Source organism: Paenibacillus phytohabitans (assembly GCF_013141775.1).
In the GTDB taxonomy this organism is placed as follows: Bacteria; Bacillota; Bacilli; order Paenibacillales; family Paenibacillaceae; genus Paenibacillus_AQ; species Paenibacillus_AQ phytohabitans.
In genome coordinates, this window is the sequence record NZ_WHOB01000021.1 from 204,020 (window position 1) to 228,964 (window position 24,945).

At 47.6% G+C, this 24,945-nt stretch carries 14 protein-coding genes; all 14 read left to right on the top strand.

What is annotated here, in order from left to right:
- The first annotated feature begins 38 nt into the window (after window positions 1-38).
- The 14 genes from GC101_RS09025 to GC101_RS09090 all read left to right on the top strand — a co-directional run bounded on the left by GC101_RS09025 (window position 39) and on the right by GC101_RS09090 (window position 24,873).
- A complete protein-coding gene (locus GC101_RS09025) occupies window positions 39-1,766 on the top strand; it encodes a glycoside hydrolase family 2 protein (protein ID WP_171716958.1) in 1,728 nt (575 codons plus the stop codon).
- Between the two features lie 480 nt (window positions 1,767-2,246).
- Complete coding sequence (locus GC101_RS09030) at window positions 2,247-3,203, top strand: hypothetical protein (RefSeq protein ID WP_171716959.1); 957 nt, start codon at window positions 2,247-2,249, stop codon at window positions 3,201-3,203.
- The gene (locus GC101_RS09035; RefSeq protein ID WP_171716960.1) at window positions 3,200-5,560 is read left to right on the top strand and encodes a beta-galactosidase; all 2,361 of its coding nucleotides are present in this window, start codon (window positions 3,200-3,202) and stop codon (window positions 5,558-5,560) included. Before GC101_RS09030 ends, GC101_RS09035 begins: the two co-directional genes overlap by 4 nt.
- Window positions 5,561-5,591: 31 nt before the next feature.
- Window positions 5,592-6,875, top strand: a complete 1,284-nt coding sequence (locus tag GC101_RS09040) for a cellulase-like family protein (RefSeq protein ID WP_171716961.1) — start codon at window positions 5,592-5,594, stop codon at window positions 6,873-6,875.
- Between the two features lie 166 nt (window positions 6,876-7,041).
- Window positions 7,042-8,661, top strand: coding sequence for an extracellular solute-binding protein (locus GC101_RS09045; protein WP_171716962.1), 1,620 nt, complete (start codon window positions 7,042-7,044; stop codon window positions 8,659-8,661).
- A 146-nt stretch (window positions 8,662-8,807) separates the two neighbouring features.
- Window positions 8,808-9,701: an ABC transporter permease gene (locus tag GC101_RS09050; protein ID WP_246354249.1), complete on the top strand. Its 894-nt coding sequence runs from the start codon at window positions 8,808-8,810 to the stop codon at window positions 9,699-9,701.
- 29 nt (window positions 9,702-9,730) lie between these two features.
- Entirely contained in the window at window positions 9,731-10,627 is an 897-nt protein-coding gene (locus GC101_RS09055; RefSeq protein ID WP_171716964.1) for a carbohydrate ABC transporter permease, read from the top strand.
- 81 nt (window positions 10,628-10,708) lie between these two features.
- Complete coding sequence (locus GC101_RS09060; RefSeq protein ID WP_171716965.1) at window positions 10,709-12,310, top strand: response regulator; 1,602 nt, start codon at window positions 10,709-10,711, stop codon at window positions 12,308-12,310.
- Window positions 12,307-14,097 (top strand): cache domain-containing sensor histidine kinase, encoded by a 1,791-nt coding sequence (locus GC101_RS09065; RefSeq protein ID WP_171716966.1) that lies wholly within the window; start codon window positions 12,307-12,309, stop codon window positions 14,095-14,097. Before GC101_RS09060 ends, GC101_RS09065 begins: the two co-directional genes overlap by 4 nt.
- Window positions 14,098-14,426: 329 nt before the next feature.
- The gene (locus GC101_RS09070) at window positions 14,427-18,485 is read left to right on the top strand and encodes a rhamnogalacturonan lyase family protein (RefSeq protein ID WP_171716967.1); all 4,059 of its coding nucleotides are present in this window, start codon (window positions 14,427-14,429) and stop codon (window positions 18,483-18,485) included.
- 327 nt (window positions 18,486-18,812) lie between these two features.
- Entirely contained in the window at window positions 18,813-21,077 is a 2,265-nt protein-coding gene (locus tag GC101_RS09075; RefSeq protein WP_171716968.1) for an AraC family transcriptional regulator, read from the top strand.
- Window positions 21,078-21,283: 206 nt separating this feature from the next.
- Window positions 21,284-22,249, top strand: a complete 966-nt coding sequence (locus tag GC101_RS09080; RefSeq protein WP_171716969.1) for an ABC transporter permease — start codon at window positions 21,284-21,286, stop codon at window positions 22,247-22,249.
- Window positions 22,250-22,263: 14 nt separating this feature from the next.
- Complete coding sequence (locus GC101_RS09085) at window positions 22,264-23,163, top strand: carbohydrate ABC transporter permease (protein WP_171716970.1); 900 nt, start codon at window positions 22,264-22,266, stop codon at window positions 23,161-23,163.
- Window positions 23,164-23,223: 60 nt separating this feature from the next.
- Window positions 23,224-24,873, top strand: a complete 1,650-nt coding sequence (locus tag GC101_RS09090) for a type 2 periplasmic-binding domain-containing protein (protein WP_171716971.1) — start codon at window positions 23,224-23,226, stop codon at window positions 24,871-24,873.
- Window positions 24,874-24,945: the final 72 nt, after the last annotated feature.

Sequence of the window (24,945 nt, forward strand, 5' to 3'; positions counted from 1 at the left end):
GAATGGAGGAATTGAGAGGATATTAGGGAGGTTATTTCATGATTCGCACGTTTACACAACATGTGGTACGAGAATGTATTCTACTTGACGGGCACTGGGATTTTGTTGTGGATGCTGACAATCGCGGAGTTCAGGATGAGTGGTTTAAGCATTTCCCAGGACAGAAGCGCAAAATGTATGTTCCCGGATGCTGGAATAATGAAATCGGATTGTATGATTATGAAGGAGTAGCCTGGTACCGCACTACTATTACTCTTAGAGCCTCTGGGCATACGAAGCTTCTATTTCATGCGGTCAGTGGTCAAGCAGATATTTATATAGACGGTGTGCATGTTGGTGCGCATTATGGAGGCTTTACTGCGTTTGAAGTGATTATTCCGGAGCTGGAAGCCGGCGCTCATTCCCTTGTTGTCCGCACTGACAATACGCATAATGAGCAGAGCCTGCCGCTTGCACATGTGGATTGGTATCATTACGGCGGTATCCTGCGTCCGGTAGAACTGCAGGTACTGCCAGACTTGTATATCGATAAGCTGAATATTAAGTATGCACTAACCGGTAATGATGCGGAGGTTGACATCTCACTGCGTCTTCGCAGACTCGGAGGTACAGGCTCAAATATACCAATTATGATTTCACTGAATGATGAAATTGTGCATACGGCCGAAGAGGTGTGGCCGGTTGAGCAGGAATATTTAAAGGTTCATGTCCGGCAGGACTGGAGAAATCTGCGTCTGTGGGAGCTGGAGGACCCGGCACTTTACACAGTTCGTGTAGTGGCAGGGGAAGATGATTATACCGACCGCATCGGATTCCGGACGGTTGAAGTTAAGAGCAAGCAGATCTTGCTGAACGGGAAGCCGCTCTATATTCAAGGAGTTAACCGGCATGAAGAGCATCCCGAATGGGGCTTTGCCTTTCCGCCCAAATTAATGGATAAAGATTTGGATATTATCGAAGAGTTGGGCTGCAACAGTATTAGAGGATCTCATTATCCACAAAGTGCCTATTGGCTTGACCTGCTGGACGAGCGGGGCATTGTGTTCTGGAGTGAGATTCCGCTCTGGCAGTATCATGTCCCACATATGACAGATCCGCTGGTCCGCGAGCGGGCCATGCACATGCTGGAAGAAATGGTCTCGTATAACTTCCATCATCCCAGTGTATTATTCTGGTCCGTCCATAATGAATGTGATACCAATACGGCCGAAGGTCTTGAGTTCACCAAGCTGCTGACGGATCGTGTCCGCGCGCTGGATGACAGCAGGCTTGTCACCTATGCTACCCATCAGGCTTTGGATGATCGCACGCTGGCCCTGTTTGATGTTATTGGAATCAACAAGTATTATGGCTGGTACGATGGCGATGTTGAGGAATTCACCCGGTTTATGAAAGAGTACCATGCGTATGCAGAATCTGTAGGAGCCGGACACATCCCGGTCATTCTAGCAGAATTCGGCGGCGCAGGAATTTATGGAGATACGGGCTGGGAGGAGCGGCGGCTCTTCAGCGAAGAGTATCAGGCGGATATTCTCACGAAGGCACTGAAGATTTTCAGGGAAGACCCGAATATCGTCGGAACCTATATCTGGCAATTTGCCGACATCCGTAGTGATGCACGCACATTCCGTGACCGTGCCCGCAGCTTCAATAATAAGGGATTGGTGAACGAATATCGTAAGCCTAAGCTGGCCTATCGTGAAGTACGGCGTATTTACCGGCAAGGACAAGACGGAACTCCGGAAATTAAACGCTATACAGAGTGAACTTTAGAATGATAAGCACTGTAGACATAAATGTTGTACGTTTTGCAACTTGAGTTCATAGATAGCCAAGCGTTTGGGTGGATTGTTGTATCAAATACAAGAATAATCCAGGAAATCCGCTTGAAAAAGGTGGAATCCTGTATTGTGTACAACAATTTCGGATTTGGGCCGATTTAATGAGGGAAATGTTGTATTCTGTGCAGGATTTCATGAAAAGTTACCCGATCACTGCCCCGTAAAGCGGATGAATCAAGGACTTCCCGCGGCAACAGCAGCCGCAAGGAAGTCCCGCTATTCATAGGGTGAAGGATTGGTATGCAGATAGCGCACGCCAGGATTTAGTTGGCATGCGCTGTTTGTGCTTTGCGTGAAGGAGCATTTTTAAGTAAGAATATAGTCCATCAAATTAAGCGTTTAGTCAATTGGCGTAAGGCAGCAGCCAAGGTAAAGTGAGGATAGTATGTTTAGGGAGTGAGAAGGTTGAGTGATGCAGCACCGGACATAACACAGGGAACCTACGCAGGCTTCAAGTCAATTGTAATAGAAGGTGAACAAATCCGTCTGGAAACTGTACCGGCAATCGGCGGCAAACTGGTCTCTATCCTGTATAAGCCTACAGGCAAGGAATGGATGCTGGACTCAGGCTCGCGTCCTATGCGGCAGCCGGTATACGGTTCAGGATTCGGCGAATGGGATATGAGCGGCTGGGATGAATGTTATCCGACGGTCAACAGCTGTGCATTGGGTATGGATATAATCCTTCAAGATCATGGTGAGGTATGGTCACTTCCCTGGGAATGCAGAATCGATGGGGGTACGGTTACCGGTTCGGTCCGGAGCCCGCGCGTACCTTATCAATTCACAAGGACGATCTCATTTCCTTCAGCTGACCGGATAAGACTGGATTACCGCGCTGACAATTTGAGTGACGGGCCAATACCCTTTCTATGGGTGCCCCATCCGCAATTCGCGATTACAGAGCCAACCCGCATTCTTCTCCCGGAGTCCATGGAGGACATGCTGTGCGTGTATCCGGGCCATTCGCTGAAGAATGGGGAGACGTATCACCGGGATGTAGTGTCGCTAATTTCTCCGGCAGTGACCGGGGATGGAAGGAAATTATATTATCCTCATAAAGTTCCGGCGGGCAGCTCTGGGTTATATGAAGAAGAAAGCGGGAACTTCATAATCCTGTCTGTTCCCGCAGACAAGGTTCCCTATTTAGGGGTTTGGGTGGATGAGGGGATGTTCAATGACCGGGTCACTTGTGCGCTTGAGCCGAGTATCGGTTATTACGATTCACTGGAAATGGCAGCAGGTAACGGGACAGCACAAATAATCCCGGCCCATTCATCTTTTTCATGGCATTTAGAGCTTACGCTGGGAGCCGGTATCGACCATTTAAACAATCAACTGAGGAGTGGGATCACATTATGAAGAACTACCGCATTGTTGTAAGCGATGACAAGAAGAATATTTTTGCAGGACATATCAAGCTTGGCGGGGTGAACCCATCCGGTGACCGGATTGGTTTTACGAACTATTATATGGAGAAGAACGGGGAGCCGTATTACGGTGTATGCGGTGAATTCCATTTCTCCCGTTATGATGAACGGTATTGGGAAGATGAGATTATTAAGATGAAGATGGGTGGCGTCAACATTGTCACTACCTATATTTTCTGGAACCTGCACGAGGAAATTGAAAGCGTATTTGAATGGGAAGGCAGTAAGGACTTACGCCGGTTCATTCAGCTGTGTGATCAGCATGGACTGTATGTTATGATCCGCATCGGCCCCTTCTGTCACGGGGAAATGCGCAGCGGCGGCATGCCGGATTGGCTGTTCGGACGCCCGTTTGAGGTCCGCTCCAATGATGAAGGATATCTGGCCTATGTACGGAGACTGTATGCGGAGATCGGTTTGCAGGTGCAGGGCTTGCTGTACAAAGAGGGAGGGCCGATTATCGGCACACAGATCGAGAATGAGCATAACCATTCCTCGGCACAGTGGGGCCTCACGACCGGGATTAACAATATGTGGCTGAATGGCGGCAGTGACGGTAACGAACATATGCTGCTGCTGAGAGATCTGGCGATTGAGGCAGGAATCGATACGCCTATTTATACATGTACAGGCTGGGGCGGTGCAACGACACCAGTACCGGATATGCTGCCATTATGGGGCGGATATGCGTATTGGCCGTGGATTTACTATGAGACGGACCGCTTCGACGGGATTAAGGAGCATCCGGCAACACCGGAGTATATTTTCCGCGACAAACATAATAATGACCTTCCGAAGAGCTACAATTTCGAGCCCTTCTACCAGCCGGAAGACTATCCGTATGCCTGCTGTGAGATGGGCGGCGGGATGGTTCAGTTCTATAAATACCGGTTCGAGTTTCCATATAACAGCGTTCCGGCCATGTCTGTCATGAAGACGGCGGAGGGCTGCAATATGCTCGGATACTATATGTACCATGGCGGAAGCAATCCTAAGGGAAAGGTGAATCCGTTCACGAACGATCTGGCGACACCGAAGATTTCCTATGATTTCAATGCGATGATTGGTGAATTCGGACAAGTGCGCGAATCGTACAAGCGGACGAAGCTGCAGCATTATTTGTTCACCGGGTTCCAGAATCAGTTCGCTTTGACCAAGACGATTCTGCCGGGAGACACCTCCGGGCAAGATCCGTATGATGTGAGTGAATTACGCTATGCCATCCGTTCACATGAAGGCTCCGGCTTCCTGTTCCTGAACAATTTCCAGGATCATGTGGAGAATCATGATTTGCAGGATATGAACGTCAGCATTGAGCTTCCCGGTGAGACGATTACGATTCCCGCTCAAGGTGAGCTGACGCTTGGCAGTGAGAGCTTTGCGATTCTGCCTTATAATTTCGATCTGGCCGGGATTACGCTGAAATATGCAACCGCGCAGCTGATTACGAAGCTGGATGTGGAAGATGCTGCGTATTACTTCTTCTTTGTGCCTGAAGGCATGAAGGGCAGCTATGCGCTGGCGAGTAACGATGTGATGAGTGTAGAGAGCGAACGCGGACATATCCTGCAACTGGGGGATATGACGATTGTTGAAGCAGAAGAGCAGGCCTCCAGTATCGTACGGCTCGTATCCGCGGCAGGCAAGTCAGTCGTAATCTACACCATGACGGACGAGCAGAGCCTCGGATTCTGGAAGGCTGATGTCCGCGGGAAGCAGCGTGTCCTGTTCACGGACGCAAATCTGCTGGTATCCGGGGACGAGATCAAGCTGGAGCTGACGGACCGGGAGGAAGTCACGCTAAGTGTGTTCCCTGATTTTGAAGCTGGTTTAGGTTCGGTATCGGGCGGAGAACTGGTGGAAGCATCAAAGGACAGCTTATTCACAACCTACAAACTGCTCGCACCGAAGAAAGAAGTTGCTTTTACCTGGACGAAGGTCAAGGATGAACGGGCGGTTCTTGAATTCGCATCCGGCTCTCTGGATGGTGTCAAAGAAGCCTTGCTGCAAATTGATTATGCCGGAGATATCGGCTATGCCTTCATTGACGGTGATCTCATTAATGATAACTTCTGCAACAACACAACATGGGAAATTGGCCTCAAGCGGTTTGAAGAGCGGCTCTATGACAAGGGCATGTATCTCTATGTATCCCCGATCCGCAAAGGTACTATTGTTAACAGTAATACGACGATGGCAGGCTGGAACGAGACAGCTACAGAACTGATTGCCGATATTGCTTCCATTCGTGCAGTTCCTGTGTATGAGCTTGTGATTAGAACGGAATAAGACGCGAATCCCCAAATTAGGAGTGATAATAATGAATTCAGTCATTCAAAAGTTACCGCGCAAACTGACCATCACCATGTGGGATTTCTCCTGGTATACGATGACCTTGCCCGGAGAGCCTTACAGTGATCTTGGAGCACGATTTAAGGAAGCGGTGGACCGGGGCTATAATACAATCCGGATCTGTGCGATGCCTTACTTATTGTTCACTGCGGAAGGCAAACGGCCGGGACCGCTGCTTTTCGGCAACCTGGGGGAAGTAGGGCAACGGACACGCTGGTATAATTGCCGCGGCGGAGCCGTATTGGACGGACATGCCCACCTGCTGGAGCTCTTCAGACAGGCCGAAGCGCACGGGTGTTATATTATGCTGTCATCCTGGGAATATCAGCAAAGTCCCAGCTTCCTGGCTCATCCCGCCCTGCGCGATGAACTGGCCGCCGTCGCTCCTAAGGAACGCTTTATGACGATTGCGAGGTCTATGAATCAGCTGATCCGCTTTATTAAGGAAGAAGGATTCGCCAGTCAGATTGTCTATGCTGAGCTTCATAACGAGGTGGAATATGGCCAGCTTACCGCTGTGGGGATTGAACAGGGCATCAAGGAAACCGATTCGCCTAAGATAGTGGAAGCCATGCAGCCATATATAGAAGAGGCGATTGATTATCTCCGGGAGCAGCATCCCGATATCCTGATGACAGCCAGCTATACGCTGGTCGAAGCCTATCCGAAGGCTTATGTGGCCCGTAATATGCAGGTTGCCCATTATCATCTCTATATTCGGGGCGTATTATATGAACTCATGGACAAGGCCGGACTCAATGATGAGCTTTCTTTTCCGAATCCCTTCGTCCAGTCTCTATTAAGAGAAGATGCGCCTCCATTCGCAGAGTGGACACTGCCGGAAGGACAGGAGTGGCGGATGGAGGGCAATCCGGTCGGGATGAAGCAGATCTACCTGCATGATTGGGTGGATCCGGATAAATGGGACCTCTACTTATATGACAATTACGGTACCCATAAACTGGCTATGCTGCAAAAGTCGGATATGCGTCTGGAAGAGGCTGCCGAGTGGGCCTCGCGTTCGGGTATTCCTGTTGTCATTGGTGAAGGATACGTGGGCTATACGCCGCTGTTAACCGGATTCGAGGAAGGTCCAGTCGGCAAATTCATTGCAGAGTACGCGCTGCGCAAGGGCATGGCACTTGGCTTCTGGGGCATGACGCTGTGCTCTAACTGTGCACCGCATCATCCGTTCTGGAACGATATCGCCTGGCAGCAGAAGTGGAACCGGTTTATTCTGGAGTCGGAATAGCTAAACCATCAGCCAGCCACCGGGCAGCAACCAGTGACTGGCTGATAATTATTCACAAATGTTAGGAATTCTAAGTCTATCGTAACTTTGACGGGTACCCTCCCCATGCCGAAAACAATAATATTAAATTGTAAGAAGAGCTTAGAATATAAAGGGAGGGTTCAAAGTGAAAAGATTAAAGAGAAACACGATTTCCACTCTTGCAATCGCTTTATTGTGTACGCTTACAATTTCAGGGTGTGGCGGCAATAACAGCACAGGCAATTCGGCAAGTGAAACGTCAGAACCGGCTTCAACGAATTCGGCAGCACCCGCAGCAACAAATGCTGATAAGCCGGACAACTCCAAAGAGGTTAAGCTTACCGGATATCTGCTGGGTGAAGCCCCGAAGGGAATGCCTGCGGTTCTGGCAGCCATTAATGAGAAGCTTAAGCAAGACATTAACGCTACCCTTGAAATCAACTACATCGGCTGGGGAGATGTGGCTTCCAAATATCCGTTAGTGCTCGCTTCCGGCCAGGATGTCGATTTCATCTTTGCAGCCGACTGGAACTTCTATATCTCTGAAGCCAATAAGGGATCTTTCCTGCCGCTTGACGAGAGCATGATCCAGACCAATATGCCGAAATACTTCGCGAAACAAGATCCGGCAGCATACACGGCTGCTTATGTTAACGGGAAGCAATATATGATTCCGACAACCACCCCGGACCGCAAAGTAAGTGTGGCTGTACTACGGAAAGATATCCTGGACAAAAGCGGGCTGGTAAATCCGACCAAGCTGTCCGAGCTGGGTCCTTATTTCGCTGAAATCAAAAAGACTTATCCGGATATGATTCCACTCAACCTGGATTCGCAATATGATCTTACTAAACCATTTAGCGCTCTTGCTTCAGAAAAATTCGCTTATGCAGCAGGGCCTCTTGATTCCGCTGATCCAAGCGCAGTCGGTACTTACACCGATACAGAAGACCCTACAGGGAAAGTGTTGAGTATTACAGATGAGCCGGTACTGAGCTCCTTCAAATTCGCTGCCGGAGTCATGAAGGAATGGTATGACGCAGGTTATGTCAACAAAAATCCATTCGCCAATAAAGTGAAATCGATGAACAATTTCCTTGAGGGCAAAGCAGGAGTAGCCTTAGGGAACTCGCTGGACATTCAGTCTGTGGTAACCACTGCTAAGAGTAAAGGCATAGAAACTTACATTCTGCCATTCCTTAGTCCTACAGGGAAGTCCATATCTAACAGCTGGCTCAACAACGGTGTCGCTATTGCCGCCAATTCCGCTAATCCGGAACGAGCGCTTCAGGCATTGGATCTGCTAATGGAAGAGGAATCTTATGTTAACCTGGCGTATTACGGTATTGAAGGTACAAACTATGTCGCTACGGCTGATGGCAAGCTTGGACTTCCTGAAGGCGTTACAACCGAGAACAACAGCTATCCGCCGGATGCATCCGGGTTCTGGTTCGTAGATAAGGATTTCGGCAAACCAAGTGTGGACTGGCCGGAATCATATGTTGAACTTCAAAGCAAGGTTAAGGATTATCTTGTAGCACCAACCTATCTTGGATTTACGTTTAATACAGAGAAGGTTAAATCCGAAATGGCAAATCTCAAGACCTTGTCTTCGCAATATTTCCAGCCGATTGTTATTGGCGGTGTTAAAGATGTAGACAAAGCCTTTGACACTCTGGTTTCAAAAATGAATTCCGCCGGAATTGACAAAGTCAAAGCAGAGGTTGAAGTTCAAGCGGCAGAGTTTTTGAAAAACAAACAATAATCATAGCTCACCGGGCCGCTCCCATGGGGCGGCCTTTCTATAGAACATACCCGAAAGGTGATGGAGAGTAAATGCAAATCAATACTGAGGTTACCACCGTGCAGAAACCAGAGAAAAGACGGAAAAAAGGCAATCTGCTGCTGGATATGAAGCAAAATCGTGTACTCTATTTAATGTTTGTGCCCATTGCCATTTATTATATTATCTTCTCTTATATCCCCATGGGTGGGATTGTGATGGCTTTTCAATCCTATACCGTAAAAGGAGGCTTATTCTCCAGCCCTTGGGTAGGATTTGATAACTTTGATTATTTCTTTTCGTCTGGTAAGGCCTGGCTCGTTACCCGCAACACCGTTATTTATAATGTGATTTTTCTGGCTGCTTACACATTATTTTCATTGACAGCAGCGATTTTTTTATCGGAAATTCAGAAAAAATGGTTTAAGAAGCTATCCCAGACGCTGATGTTCTTGCCATATTTCATCTCGTGGGTAACGGTTTCGGCCTTTGTATATAACTTCCTGAATTATGAATACGGTATTGTCAATAAACTGCTGGAGCATTTCAATATGGCGGCGTTAGATATATATTCGGGCACCAGCTACTGGTACTTCCTGCTTCCGTTTCTCTATGTGTGGAAATGGGTTGGCTACGGCAGTGTGCTCTATCTGGCGGCTATAGTAGGTATAGATCAGGAAATCTATGAAGCAGCCACGATAGACGGCGCTAGCCGGTTCCAGAAAATTATGAAAATTACACTGCCGCTTCTGAAACCGACAATGATCATTCTGATATTACTCGGGTTAGGCCGGATCATGCGCGGAGAATTCGATATGTTCTATCAGCTCATCGGGAATAACGGAAGACTCATGGACGCGACGGATATTATTGATACCTTGGCATTCCGTTCACTGATGGGTACTGCAGATTTCGGAATGGCTTCCTCTGTCGGCGTGTACCAGTCGGTTCTTACACTAATTATTATCCTGACGGCGAACTGGCTTGTAAGACGGTATGACAAGGATCAAGCGCTGTTCTAAACCTATCCAATCAGAAGAGGTGTAATCAAATGACTACTGCCACAAGTAACCGTAAAATAAATTCAACGCCATGGTTCACATTTATCTCCTATGCCATTGTGTTAATTATCGCGCTTGTCTGTGTACTGCCTTTTATTGTGCTAATCTCCGGCTCGCTCTCTACAGAGAGTTCAGTCCTCAAGGATGGTTACTGGTTCTGGCCGCGCGACTTTTCAATCGACGCCTTTAAATTTATTTTCCGGTACCCGCAGGATGTGTTGTCTGCTTATAAGGTCTCGATCATTATCACTGTTATCGGCACGGCGCTCTCCCTGCTCATCTCTTCGATGTCTGCCTTTGTGATTAGCCGCAAAGAGATCCGGTACCGCAATGTACTGGCCTTCTTCCTGTTCTTCACAACCTTATTCAGCGGTGGACTGGCACCTTATTACATCTGGATCTCCCGCAATCTGCATTTGTCGGATACGTATCTGGTGCTGATTCTGGTCCCTATGTTTAACGTAATGTACATTCTGATTCTGCGGAGCTTTATTCAGGGCTCAGTGCCTGAGCCGCTTATCGAATCTGCCAAAATCGACGGCGCCGGCTATCTGCGGATTTATTTCCAGATGATTCTGCCGCTGTCCAAGCCTGCCCTTGCTTCCATAGGTGTATTTATGGTCCTGCATTACTGGAATGACTGGTGGACAGCTATGATGTTCACGAACAATAATAATATGGTTCCGCTCCAGTATCTGCTGTATAAAATGTTATCCTCCATTAACCTTTCTTCGTCTATGGCTGAACATGTAGCCAACATCGATTCGCCCAAGGAAACGTTCAAGCTGGCGATGACTGTCATCGCTACAGGCCCAATTATTCTGGCATTCCCTTTTGTGCAGAAATACTTTGTGTCCGGGATTACCATTGGTGCCGTTAAAGGGTGATTACCTTTCAAGACTTCCGTGTATAATTTAAAGAATCTGTACACTTATTCACTTCATGAACCGGTAAAGGGGGATCACCGCTTGAAACTGCTGATTGTTGATGACGAGACGCGAACCAGAGAATTGCTTCGGAGTCATATCGATTGGGAGGAAATCGGGATTGATGAAGTGAGGACAGCCCATAATGGAGTAAAAGCTCTTAGTGAGATCCAAGACTGGCTGCCTGAAATTATCCTTTGTGATGTGCGGATGCCCAAGATGGACGGCATCGAATTTGCCCACCAATACCGTTTGAGTGCGCCGCAAGGTAAAATTATTTTTCTAAGCGGGTATTCGGATAAAGAGTATTTGAAATCGGCTATACATTTAAGGGCATTGACCTATATAGAGAAGCCAGTAAATCCAGTAGAGGTGCGTTCAGCGGTTGAAGCTGCCGTCCTGCTCTGCCTGGAAGAGAAAAAGAAGTTCACGGTGGAACTGCAGGTTCAAAAGGATATTGACCAGAGCCTTCCGTACCTGCGGCAGGAAATGGTCCGCAAGCTGATCTCCAATCCAGCTTCACCGCATGTTGGCCCTGCCATTGAGAACCAGGAAACCTTTCTGCTGCCGCTTAAGGGGCCGTATACGGTTGCTGCTGCTAATCTCTATTGGAAGGGGATTGCTCATCCCGAGGACTTCTCGCTGCATCAGAATATTATTCTGGATATGATTAACCGCAGCCAGCGTTTCTCTTCTCTACAGGTAATAGCAGGCTTCAATTGGCATAATCAACTGGTGCTGATTATTCCCGGGCGCTTCGGCAACGCTTACCGCGATGGACGCGGAACGATTGAAGAACTCTTCTCTGAGCTAAGTCAAATCGCCGGGGAAGCGATTGAACTAAGACTCGGCATCGGCTCCAGCGCCGGGTCACTGATGGAGATTCCGGAAGCTTACAACGATGCTGTACGAATCAGTGCTTTTCAGTATTATCATGACCAGAACATTATTTTCTTCGATTCTATCGGACCCTCCGGGTCGATTGATACCCATTGGGACGAGGTGCGCCGCTTACGCAACCATCTGCGTAAGGGAGAAATTGAAGAGGCCAAGGCTGCACTGAAGGAATGGACCCGCTATGCGCGTACCTGTATGGATCTGGATATTCTGCGGCTGAAGGATACTTATTTTCAATTTATGCTGGCGATAACAGAGACGGCCGTTCAACTCAATCTGGTGGAACATACGGAGGATACTGAGCGGCGTTATGTATGGAAGGAAATCGATAATATTCCTAGTCTGAATGCACTTGAGAAGTATGTGATGAACGCGATGGATGAGCTGTTTACTGCCGGACTAGGGGAACCTAAAGATGTGAATATCCGGAAAATGCAGATGATTATCCGTTATATTCATGCCAATTTTCATACCAGCGGGTTTACGATCAGGGCGATTGCCGATCATGTTCAGTTTAGTGAAACCTACTTATGCGCGTATTTCAAAAAACAGCAGGGACAAACCATCAAAGAATATATTACAGATGTCAGAATCAATAAGGCCAAGGAACTGCTGGGAGATATGAGTATGAAATTATTTGAGATTACGGTGCAGCTGGGATTTACCGATGCAGGCTACTTTACAACCTTCTTCAAAAGATACGTCGGGTGTACACCCAGCGAGTACCGTGAGCGAATTCTGCGATGAAGATCTGGCTGAACAGGCTATCCAATCTAAGCATCCGTTATAAGCTGTTTGCTACCTACCTTTTTGTCATCTCCATTCCCTTCATCTTACTTCTGATTATTCACATCACGCTTACCCGGAAGGAGGATGAAGAACGGGCGGTAGATGCTTCCCGCAAGATGCTGAATGAAACGAAATCTTATGTAGCTTATAAGTCTGAGGCAATGACAGAGGTGCTTAACTTTCTGGCCTTCAACCCGCTGATTCAGACTGGAGTTGCCGCAGATTCAGCGCCCTATGAGGATATTATTGAATGGCATAATGATGCGGTGGTACTGAACCAGCTGGTCAACCAGTTTCTGTACAATAAGGATATTCAAAGCATCCAGATCTATATGGAACAGGGGCTGGCAGGAGCGACGGAAAGTCCGGATTTCTTACAGCTGGGCAAGGTGAAGCAGGAGCGCTGGTATCGTGATTTTGCCTCAAGCGATGAAGTTTTTGACTGGATTCCGACCCGGATGGCCGACCCGGAGGCAAATCCGGGAGAAATAGCGATACTCCGGAAAGTGCTGGATGTTAATAACAGCCGCCAGTTTAAAGGGATTGTTCAAGCCCGTATTGAATCAAGCGCCATGCAGACGGTGTTAAATCATGCGGTGTTGACTCCCAATACATCCTCCCTGCTATTTAATGACCGGGGAGAGGTGCTGAGTACCTCCGATCAGTTTGACTATCAGGAAACGCTGGTTGCAGATGTATTGCAGAATATAACGCAGGTTTCAGCCGCGGAAGGATATTATGATGACGGCTATCTTATGGAGGGCAACCGTTACCTTCTGGGTGTTGAGGATATTCCGAATACGAATCTGAAAGTAGCGATTATCGTTCCTTATTCAGATATTACCGAGTCGACGGTAAATGCCCGGAACCGCATCATCTCCATATTTATGCTGGTGATTCCTTTGATGCTTCCTTTAGCTTATTTCACCGCAGGCACAGCAACGAAGCGGATTCGCCAGCTGATCCTGCATGCCCGCAAAATTAAGCATGGCAACTTCAATGTCACTCCGCTGCCTGTAAAGGGAGATGAGATCGGGGAGCTTGCGCAGAATTTCAATGTCATGGTGCACAATATAGCTGAGTTAATCGGCGAAACCTACAAGCTCGGAAATGAAGTGAAGAGCAATGAATTAAAGGCCCTTCAGGCACAGATTAATCCGCATTTTCTCTACAATACCCTGGATCTGATTAATATCATGGCGATTGAAGCAGGGGAACGTGATATTCAGCGTGTGGTAGACGAATTGGCAACCTTCTATAAGCTTAGTCTGTCAAACGGCAGGGAATTTGTTACTTTGGAAAGCGAGCTGCAGCATATTGAGGCTTATACCAGCATACAGAATATGCGTTTTGGCGGCGGGATCAGACTGGAGCTGGAGGTAACCCGTGAATGGTACAACTGTGAAATCCCGAAGATTACCCTGCAGCCGCTGGTGGAGAATGCGATTCTGCACGGCATTATGGAAAAAGAGCCGGAAGAAGGGGTTATCCGGGTAACAGCCTGGGCCGAGCAGGATGATCTTGTTGTTCAGCTAACAGACGACGGTATAGGTATGGAAGCTGACGAGCTGGAAGCCATCTTCAAGGGTGATAACAGAAAGCGTAAAGGCGGAGGATACGGGGTCCGCAACATCAATGAGAGGCTAAAGCTTGCCTATGGAGCGTCATATGGATTGAAATACGAGAGCATACCTAAGCAGGGGACTCGTGTGTATGTGCGTATTCCTCTAAAAAGCAGCAAGTAAATAAAAATATCGCCCATAAAAGGAAACCACTCTAAAAACTGCACACGCTGCAGTTTTTTTTGTCTGATCAGAACGTATTCTCCTGCATCCTTCGGACATTTATGATTTATTCAGTCTGAGAGGAAACTTTTCCAGTGAAAAATCAGGATTGGTACATAAAATCAAAAGTTGCGATTTACCCGGCACGTTTAGAACGCTATGATTCGGGCATAGTCAACTGAGACGAGGGGGGATGGCCATTCATGAAACCGCTTTAAAATCATATTGCAAGCGCTTACTCGAAGCGGTGATAAGTTAATTCACAAGAATCATAATAAGGAGGGGAAAAGATGTTTTTTTCAAATAAAGAAAAGATAACTTTAAAAGCTGCCAGAAGGCGTATATCCATCTTAACGGTACTCACACTTCTTGTATCGATGTTTGTGATCACACCTGATCGTGGATTTGCTGCAGATTCAGTATTATTCCAGGAGAATTTCGAAGGTTATACTCCAGGAGCCGCGATCACAGCCGGCAGCGGTAACACCTGGAGTGTGAAGGGGACAGCGCCGGCGGTGAAAGCCGTTGCCGATACAGTGACTGGAAGCACCTATGCTTCGATAAATCACCCGGGGACCGGTTCATCTTATATCGGTCAAACCTTTGAGAATATATCAGGAGGCATGGTTATTGATTTCGATATCAATATTCCTGGTGCCAACGGCGGATTTTTGTTTATCGTGAGCGGGGCTGTCAATTCAACAGGCAACTCTGCAGCACAACTGCAATTCAATGCCGGGAAACTGCAAAAGCGTAATGCAGCAGCTCCTTATGCGGCGTATGATACGACCCACTGGTATCATTACAACCTGTTTTTCAGCTATCCCGAGAAAAAGTATACGCTGACCATTGAGGATTTAACCACCGGGCAAACGGTGGCTACAGTAACGGAACCCTTCAGTAATACTTCGATACAGGGAATCAGCGCCTTTGGCTTTAATCCTAATGCCGGCGGGACACTGAACATCGACAATATCAGTGTGAAAAAGATCGGTGTTCAAATGGATAGCCTTACAATCGGCGGGGGGACTCTAACCGACCGGTTTGAATCCTACTATACCGATTATACGCTGGTCGTTCCGAATTCTACTACAACACTTGATTTTACGCCAACAGCCAGTACGCCAGGCATCTTATTCTCTGTGGCGGGAGGTCAAACTGTAGCCAGCGGCAATACCGTATCATTGAATTTGAAAGATAACTTGGACAGTATTCCGGTAAATGTTACGTCTTCAGTCTACACAGGGGTTTATAAAACCTATAACTTCTCCATCCGGCGATTAGAAGCTCACCCGGATCTGGAGTATGTAGAAACCGATGCTAAAGACTCGAAGGTATCGATCGGCTGGACGGAGCCTTTGGATCCAACGTATGTCAAAGCAAATATCTATCAAGTAGATTCTTCAGATCAATCCCTCCAATTAGTGGATAGCGTTCTTAAAGGAAAGCAAATTTCCACGTTCTCCGGATTGAACAACGGAACAACCTATACCTATGTTGCAAAGGCGGTATTTGCCGATGAGGTTGAATCCTCAGGTGTAACCGTAAGTGCAGCTCCGGTTGTTCATGAAGCACGGCAGATGGAAAGTCTCAACCGCGGATTAGTTGCTATCAAGACCGGCAATGGAATTTATGTGGGTTGGCGTCTCCTGGGAACAGACCCGGAAGAAACGGACTTCAATCTTTACCGGGACGGAGTAAAGGTGAACACATCACCTATAACGGACAGCACCAACTACATCGATGCGGGCGGAAACGAAAGTTCAACCTATTATGTGAGAACCGTTATGAACGGGCAGGAAAAGCTGCAGTCTGATCCGGCTACAGTATGGAATGCAAATTATCTGTCCATACCCATTCAGAAACCGGAAGGCGGTACAACGCCAGACGGAGTCGCCTATACCTATACGCCCATTGAATCCAGTGCAGGAGACCTTGACGGTGATGGACAGTATGAAATTGTGCTGAAATGGAGTCCTTCCAATCAAAAGGATAACGGCCAAACGGGTTATACCGGCCCGACTTATTATGACGCCTACAAGTTGGATGGAACCAGAATGTGGCGGATGAACAGCGGAAGTAATATACGTGCCGGCGCCCATTACAATCAGTTCCTGGTTTATGACCTGGATGGTGACGGTAAAGCTGAAGTCGCCATGAAAACGGCAGACGGCACTGTAGACGGCCTGGGGAATGTGATTGGAGATCCCGCTGCAAATTATGTGAATTCGGCCGGTTTTATCATTGACGGTCCAGAGTATTTGACCGTATTCAGCGGAGTGGATGGCAAGGCGCTGGATACGACAGAATTTATTCCCGGAAGAGGAAATGTTGCCGATTGGGGTGATACCTACGGAAACCGGGTGGATCGCTTCCTGGGTGCGGTTGCTTACCTGGATGGCGTGCATCCCAGCCTGGTGATGACCCGTGGATATTATACAAGAATGACACTTACCGCATATGACTTTAAAGATGGGGAAATTGTACAGCGTTGGGCTTTTGATTCTGATACGCCTGGTAATGAAGCGTACAGAGGCTCCGGAAACCACCAATTAAGCGTGGCGGATATCGATGGAGATGGTAAAGATGAGATTGTCACCGGGGCAGCGGCTATAGATGACGATGGTACGGGATTGTGGAATTCGATGCTGGGTCACGGTGATGCTATGCATGTGGGCGATCTGGATCCGAACAATCCGGGTTTGGAAGAGTGGGCTCCACAGGAAGAGCAGCATGTTAAATACAGTGTTGATCTGAAGGATGCCAAGACGGGAAGAGTTATTTTTGGACAGCTTCAGACCGTAAGTGATACAGGCAGAGCTCTAACCGGAGATATTGATCCAAGATATCCGGGGGAGGAACTATGGGCGGTTGATGGCAGTTTGCCGAATGTGTGGGAGGTAGACCAAGGCCGGTTATACACGGTGACGGGTGAACTGCTCTCCACTACAATTCCCAGCACGAGTTATGCGATTTGGTGGGATGGGGACCTCTCCCGGGAGCTTGCTGATCACGATTATGAGGATCAATACCGCGGCGGTACCTCACACATCGATAAATGGGATTATGTAAATAATAAACAAGATACGCTGGTGAGATTTGAGGGATTCTTGGCTGACGGTACCAAAGGTGAACCCTCGCTACAGGCTGATCTTTTTGGTGACTGGCGTGAGGAAATTGTTCTAAAGAATATAAGCAGCACAGAGCTGCGAATCTTTACAACTACAGATCTGACGCAGGAAAGAATCTATACACTGATGCACGATCCGCAATACAGGTTATCGGCAGCATGGCAGAACATTGGCTACAACCAGCCGCCGCATCCCGGCTTTTATCTAGGAACCGGGATGGAAGAAGTTCCGCAACCGAATATCTATACGGTGGGCACTTATGCGGAGAAGGAGGTTGAAGCCACGCTTCCCGCAGCTCCGGTTATTATTGCACCGGTGAACGGGGCGGTAATAAATGATACGACACCAGCTGTACAAGGAACGTCCGATCCGGGGCTGACCGTTACCATTATTCTGGACGGGACAGCGGCAGGAACGGCAATAGCCGGAGGTGATGGTGACTGGACATGGACAGCAGCTTCGGCCCTTACGTCCGGCGTGCATAATGTGTTGGCCAGGGTAGCAGATGCAGCGGGCAATACAGCTGATTCCATTCTCCACACGTTCACTATCGAGAGTCAGCCGGGAGGTACGAACAACCCCCCTGCTGCCGATACGACTGCTCAGGTAAGCAAGTCAGGCAATGCGGATCTCAAGCAATTACCTGTTAAAGCTGCGGATGCTGAATTAATCTTAAGCACGTTTACCGATGTTGAAGGCCACTGGGCAAAGTTGCAAATCTATGAAGCTGCCGCAAAAGGGATTGTTAAAGGCGATTCTTCCACGATCTTCAGGCCGAACGGGCAAGTTACGAGAGCGGAATTTGCGGCCATGCTGCTGAGAACGATGGGGCTGCCAGAGGAAGCAAGTGCGGATGTATCGAAGTTTACCGACAGTACAACTATTCCGTTATGGGCTAAAGACGTCATCGGCGCAGCGGTAAAAAGCGGCATACTTGGAGGTTATCCGGACGGTACACTGAGACCTATGCAAACCATAAGCCGGGCAGAAATGGCCGCCATGCTTACAAAAGCAATGAAATGGGACACAGCGGGAACACAGCTGACGAACTTCAAGGATGATGATGTTATTCCCGCATGGGCGAAAGGCTATATCCGCTCCGCTGCGGATCACGGCATCCTGACGGGTCGTGAAGGGAACCGGTTTGATCCGGATTCTCTGACCACAAGGGCAGAAGCAGCGGTGGCTCTGATGCGTCTGTGGCACACTTTGCAGTAGCTTGCCGGTAGAGGTTAAATAGCTTGGCTAATTATACTATAGGGTCTGTTTCAAGAGCAGCGGATGGCTGACTTTTGGGATAGACCCTTTTTGATAATAGTGAATAATTTTGCTTACTTTTAGATGCGATAAGGAATGGAATGTATGCTGTTAAAGGGAATTATAAATCTATAAATATTACTAAATGACATGCATAGAATACTAACTTGCATTCCGGTTTGCGGTAGTTCTCCTTATAATGAATAAGACCGTATTCCCAGTACAGGAATTCTAGGATAGAAACGGCCACATTGATGTAAGCGCTTTATGATGAAAGGTGGGAAACCAATGAAGCGAATCCCTATGCTGCTTCAGTTAGTTCTGATTCTGTTCTGCGTCATGTCCATCCCCACGGCCATTCTGACCTGGTACAGCGGTACGCAGATTCTGCATCATTCGGAGAATGCTATCGCAGAATCAACGCTTGCCGAACTGGATGCGAACCGTAAACTGAACGAGCAGGCACTGGACAACCTGGTACAGGATACAGTGCGCTTAAACCTGACGAACATCTTCGATCGTATTCGAAGCTTACAGACTTACGAAGAGCTGAACCAGAATTATTATTACGTGACCAGCGCACAGTCCGTATTGAAAGAACTGCTTAACTTGATTCACGGTGTGGATGGCGTGTATTCCTCATACTTTTTGCTGGAAGGGGCAGATTATGTTGTCTCTACTGACAAGGGGATTATAGCCTTAGACCGGTATGAGCCGACCGGCTGGATGCAGGAGGCACTACTAGGACGAAAAGGGATCAAAGGTGTATGGTATCCGCGTAAGTTAAGCTCCGGGGTGAATGTTGTCTCTTATGTGCTGCCTCTATCCCGTCTGTCGACCACTACACGCGGTGCCATCGTTGTCAATTTGCTGGAAAGTCAAATTGAGGGATATCTGAGCTCACCGGATACCGGTAAGCATGGCTACCTGCTGATGGACTCGGATAGCACCATAATTTCACATGACGATAAAAGCCTGCTTCTTACACAAGGCAGCAATCAGCCTTTTATTGAAGAGATATTGGAAAGTGGAACAAATGAAGGGTACGCATTCCATGAACTTGAAGGCGAGCACTTACTGTACACATGGTCCCGCTCCGTTTTTTACGGATGGTGGAATGTAAGCCTGTACCCGGTAGATGATTTAATGATTCAAACACACACTTTGCAGCGAAGTATTATGTTTATAACTGCCATTATTATAGTGGCCGGAACCATACTTACCATCTTCCTGGCCACTTGGCTGTCCAAGCCGGTGCGGGACCTGGTTAGAACCATCCACTCCAGATATAACTGGGGGATTTATGATAAACGGAATGAAATGGCTTTTCTGGATACAGCGTTTAAGCGAATGCAAGAGGAAGAGGAGAGCCTCTACGAACTGTTACAGGAGCGTGAGCAGGATACCCGCAGCTTGGCGGTACGTAACTTGCTTCAAGGAGAGGTAAGTAAGCAGGTCACCGAAATGTTTCCGGAGCCTTACTATGTAGTGGCTGTAATTTCCATAGACCAATACATGCGGTATGTAAATAAGAACAGTCAGGAGACCCGGAACTACCACCGGTACCTGCTGATCACTGAGTGTGAGGGGCTATTTATGGACAAGGTTCATGCAAGCTGTGTGTATCAGGGAGAAGGCTGCTTCGTAGTTGTGATTAATTACGGGCAAGAGGAGCTGGAGGGCAGACTGGGCGGTATTCATGAAGCACTTCATGTAATCCGGGATAGAGCAGCGCAGCTGCTTGAGCATACCGTAACTATTGGCGTAAGCAGCCAGACGGAGAATAGCTCCGAAGTATCCGCCCGCATAGTGGAAGCGAATGAGGTCATTAAGTTCCGGATGATTGAAGGAAGCGGCAGAATTACCTTCTGGGAGGAGGAACCGGAGCGAAGCAAAAAATATATCTATCCTGCCAACAGCGAAAGACGAATTATTAATTATCTTGAGACTGGCAGTCTCGATAGTATTGCAGAAGAGTTGGCGGTGATCCGGAAAGAAATTCTGGGGGTGGAGTACATCTCTTACGATAATATCATGTTTATCTATAACCAGCTGGTTGGTGTTACGATCAAGCATCTTAGAGAGAATAACATCAATACGGCGCGAATCTTTGCCGGAAGAGGGAATATTTATTCGGCAATCGCCTCTATGGATACCCTTGACGAGCTTGAGGATTATCTGCGTGAATTCTTCGAGGAGATCATTCAATACCTTGCGCGCGGGAAGAGTGAGGTCAACTACGGTGAGCGAATTATCCGGTACCTTGAAAGGAAGTTCAGTGAGGAGATTGTATTCGAAGAGATGGCGAAAGAGATTGGTATCAGTTATTCCTATATGCGTAAGATCGTGTACGAGCTAACAGGAAAAAGCATGATTGATTATATCAACCTGCTGCGGATCGAGAAAGCGAAAAAGCTGCTGCTGGAATCTAATTCTACCATTGCGCAGATTGCTGCAGAGATTGGCTATTTCAATGTGAGGAGCCTCAACCGCTTTTTCCTTAAGTACGAGGGCATGTCCCCCAGTGCCTATAAAATCTCGAGGCATGAATAGATAGAGCTGCTTCTGCTTATTTCTACAATAATTGATAATGGATAAAGCACTTTTTGTTATAAGGACCGGGTTTAATCAAAAGTGTCTTCCCTAATCAATACTCGCGATTTACCAAGTTTAGTTCCGGACGCTATGATGCAGACATACCACGCCGAAGCAGAACCCGCAAAGCGGTGAGGAACTAAACAGGATTAGGGGGTGAAAATATGAAAGTTGAAAACGCTTCATCAAATAACGGAGCCGTTCTAAAGAATATTAGAGCAGACCGTAACGGGCTCAAATACTCCATTAAACGAGATTGGCAGCTGTATCTGCTCCTGCTGCTTCCGCTGGCTTTCGTGCTGGTGTTCAAGTATGCACCGATGTCCGGGCTTCTGCTTGCGTTCAAGGAGTACAAGATAGCGAGAGGATTCTGGGATAGTGAATGGATTGGCTTCAAGGTATTTAATGAAATTTTCGCTAAGCCGGATTTTGTCCGCGCTTTACGGAACACGCTGCTGTTAAATAGTCTTGACCTTGTATTTAGCTTCACGATGCCGATTGTGCTTGCGCTGCTGCTTAACGAAATCCGGAGTGTGCTGTTTAAGCGGATCAATCAGACTCTGCTGTACCTGCCGCATTTCTTGTCCTGGATTATTATTGGAGCCCTTGCTTACCAGCTGCTTAGTGAAGGCGGCGGCCTTGTCAATAATCTTATTGAACAATTAGGCGGTAACAGAGTTCCATTCCTGCAGGAGGATTTCAACTGGCTAATCAGTTATTTGGCGATTGGGGTCTGGCAGAGCATGGGTTGGGGAACGATCATTTACCTCGCTGCGATCAGCGGGATTAACCCTGAGCTGTATGAGGCGGCTATTGTAGACGGTGCCGGCCGGGGACGGAAAATGTGGAATATAACATTGCCTTCGATCCGTGTAACGATCGTGACCCTGCTGATTATGAATCTGGGCAAGGTGATGGAGGGCTCGTTCGAACGGGTGTACGCGCTGCAGAATAAAGCTACGACCGAATTTACCACCACTATACCGGTACTTGTCTACCGCTGGGGGATTCAGAACGGGAACTTCAGCCGCGCAACTGCGCTAGGCTTATTCCAGGGTGTTATCGCTGTCGTATTGGTACTGGCGGCTGACCGTATTGCCAAGAAACTCGGCGAAGACGGATTGTTATAGAAAGGAGGAGAATCATGAAAGCAGTAAGTGATACGGTTGCCGTACATCGCCGAAAACGTATAGACATCTGGGATGTGCTAATCCCGTTCTCACTGATCATCGTTTCGTTAGTATGTCTGCTGCCATTCATCCATGTAGTTTCAAAATCTTTTAGCGCAGACGCTTTTGTCATCGCTAACAAGGTATATCTATGGCCAAGAGGTTTCACTCTGGGTGCATACGAGAAAATCTTTTCGGATGCCAGCATCCTGAGATCCTTATACGTATCGGTTATTGTGACGGTTCTGTTCACCATCCTGGGAATGCTCATCACGGTCTTTGCGGCATACCCGCTGTCCCGGACGCAGCTTAGGGGAAGGGCATTGTTTACCTTTATCTTCATGCTACCTCTATTTTTTCAGGGCGGAATCATTCCAGATTATCTGCTGATGAATAATTTAGGGCTGCTGGATACGATATGGTCACTGGTTCTGCCTCTTTCCTTTAGCGCTTACAATTTGCTGATTATGAAGAGTGCAATCTCCAGCGGCATACCGGTAAGCCTGGAAGAATCGGCACGAATTGATGGCGCAGGACATTTCCGGATTCTTTTTAGCATTGTCCTTCCGCTGTCTAAGCCGATATTAGCAACAATTGCCCTCTTTTATGCGGTTGGACGCTGGAATGCTTATCAGGATGCCTTGTTTTATATCAAACAAAACATAGATCTGCGGCCATTGCAGTTGAAATTGTATTACCTGATCATCCAGTCAACGGAGAGCTTTCAGCTTGAAGGCAGCCAGATTACACTGAGCAATCCCGAGGTGCTGAAGGCATCCTGCATTGTTTTTGCGACGATTCCGATTCTGTGTATCTATCCTTTTATCCAGAAATATTTCGTTCAGGGAACGATGCTTGGAGCTGTTAAGGAATAATTAAGCGCTGTATTGCAATGTCCTATTAGAATTGAAAATTCAATTATGGGGGAAATGAAGATGGGCACAAAGAGAGCATCATCAATAGTAATGGCTCTGTTAATGGCGGGCAGTGTCGTAGCAGGCTGTTCAAATAACAGCAGCAATGCAAGTAATGGCTCCAGCAATACACCTAATGAATCGGCTCCAGCTGCAAGCGCTGCCGCCGGAGGGAGTTATGCCGATTATTCGAAGGGCTTCCCCGAAAAGGTAAATTTGGAGATTCCGGTCTATGAACGTGCCTTTGAAGGCTGGAACGTAACGGATAACTATTACACCAAATGGATTCAGAAGGAATTCGGGGATAAATACAACGTAAATGTCAAATTCGTTCCGATCGCACGCAGCAAAGAGGTAACCGATTTCGAGCAATTGCTGGCTTCCGGTAAAGCCCCGGATATTATCTTCCATTATGATATGCCGCAGGCACTGGCCTATTATGGTGAAGATGTGCTGCAGCCGCTGGACTGGAATGAAATCGCCAATTATGCTCCGACCTATTGGAAGAAGATGTCTGAGGTAAATGAGAAGTATGGTGTCATTGATGGAACGAATGCATTCTTCTTCGCTGAACGCCCGGAAGCGGATAACTATACAACGCTGATACGCAAAGATTGGGTGGAGAAGGTCGGGATGAAGGTGGACGATCTGACCTCCTTAGAGAAATATAATGAGATGCTGACAAAGTGGAAGGACGCCGGACTTGGTGTTGGCGGAGAGAAATTGCGGATGAACAGCTACATCATTAACTATCCTTTCCGCAATTGGCCGGTAGACGAGAAAGAACGCGCTCTATACTCTGATCTTGGTGTGGCTGATCTGACCACGAAGGCTACTGAGGACTACCTGCGTAATCTAAACTACCAATACAATAACGGATTGATCGATAAAGAATTCTATTTGCGTGATGACGATGCTAAGGCCAAGGCAGAGTTTGCGGCAGGTAAGACAGGGACCTTTGAACTCTACCTTGCGAATAATACCGATGCAATCTCGGCTACACTTGCGAACAATCCGGATGCGGAATTCGCTGTGCTGCCTCCAGAAGCTATGGTGCCGGAAGGCAAGAAACCCCAAAGCCGGGCGTATTGGCCGTTTGGCTTCATCATGGGCATCAATTATGAATCGACAGATATGGAACGTGCTGCCGTCTGGATGTACCTGGAATGGATGAGCCAGCCGGAGAACCTGTTCTTCCTGCAGAACGGCGTTGAAGGCCAGAACTACACCTTGGATGCCGATGGGCTTGCTGTGAAAAATGCGGATTTCACTGGAGAATCTGTGCTCTCCAAAAACAACAATAAAGACTATTGGGCTCTTGTTACTGAAATTGCGCAGTATCCTAATCCGGAATTAACCCGGAAATCCTATCTTGCTAACTGGTCGCCTGCCGGCTATGAGTCTCTTGGAACAGACCTATTGGCTAACTATGATAGAGTGGCGGAATACCGCACACCGGATGCTTTGTTCAGTGTTGTACTCAAGAAGGTTGATGAGTATAAAGCTGACCTGAATGCTCTGTATCAGGAGTTGTATGTGAAATGCGTAGTCAGTCCTGAGAGCGAATTCGACGCAACCTATGAGGCGGCTAAGGAGAGCTATCTTGATGCAGGCTACCAGGAAATTCTGGACGAGAAACAAGCAGCGATTGACGCTGGTAACATCAAGTAAAAGTATATACGATCAAAAGCCCCTGCTTTCAGCGGGGGCCTTGTTATTCAAAAGAAGATGGAGGTACGAAGT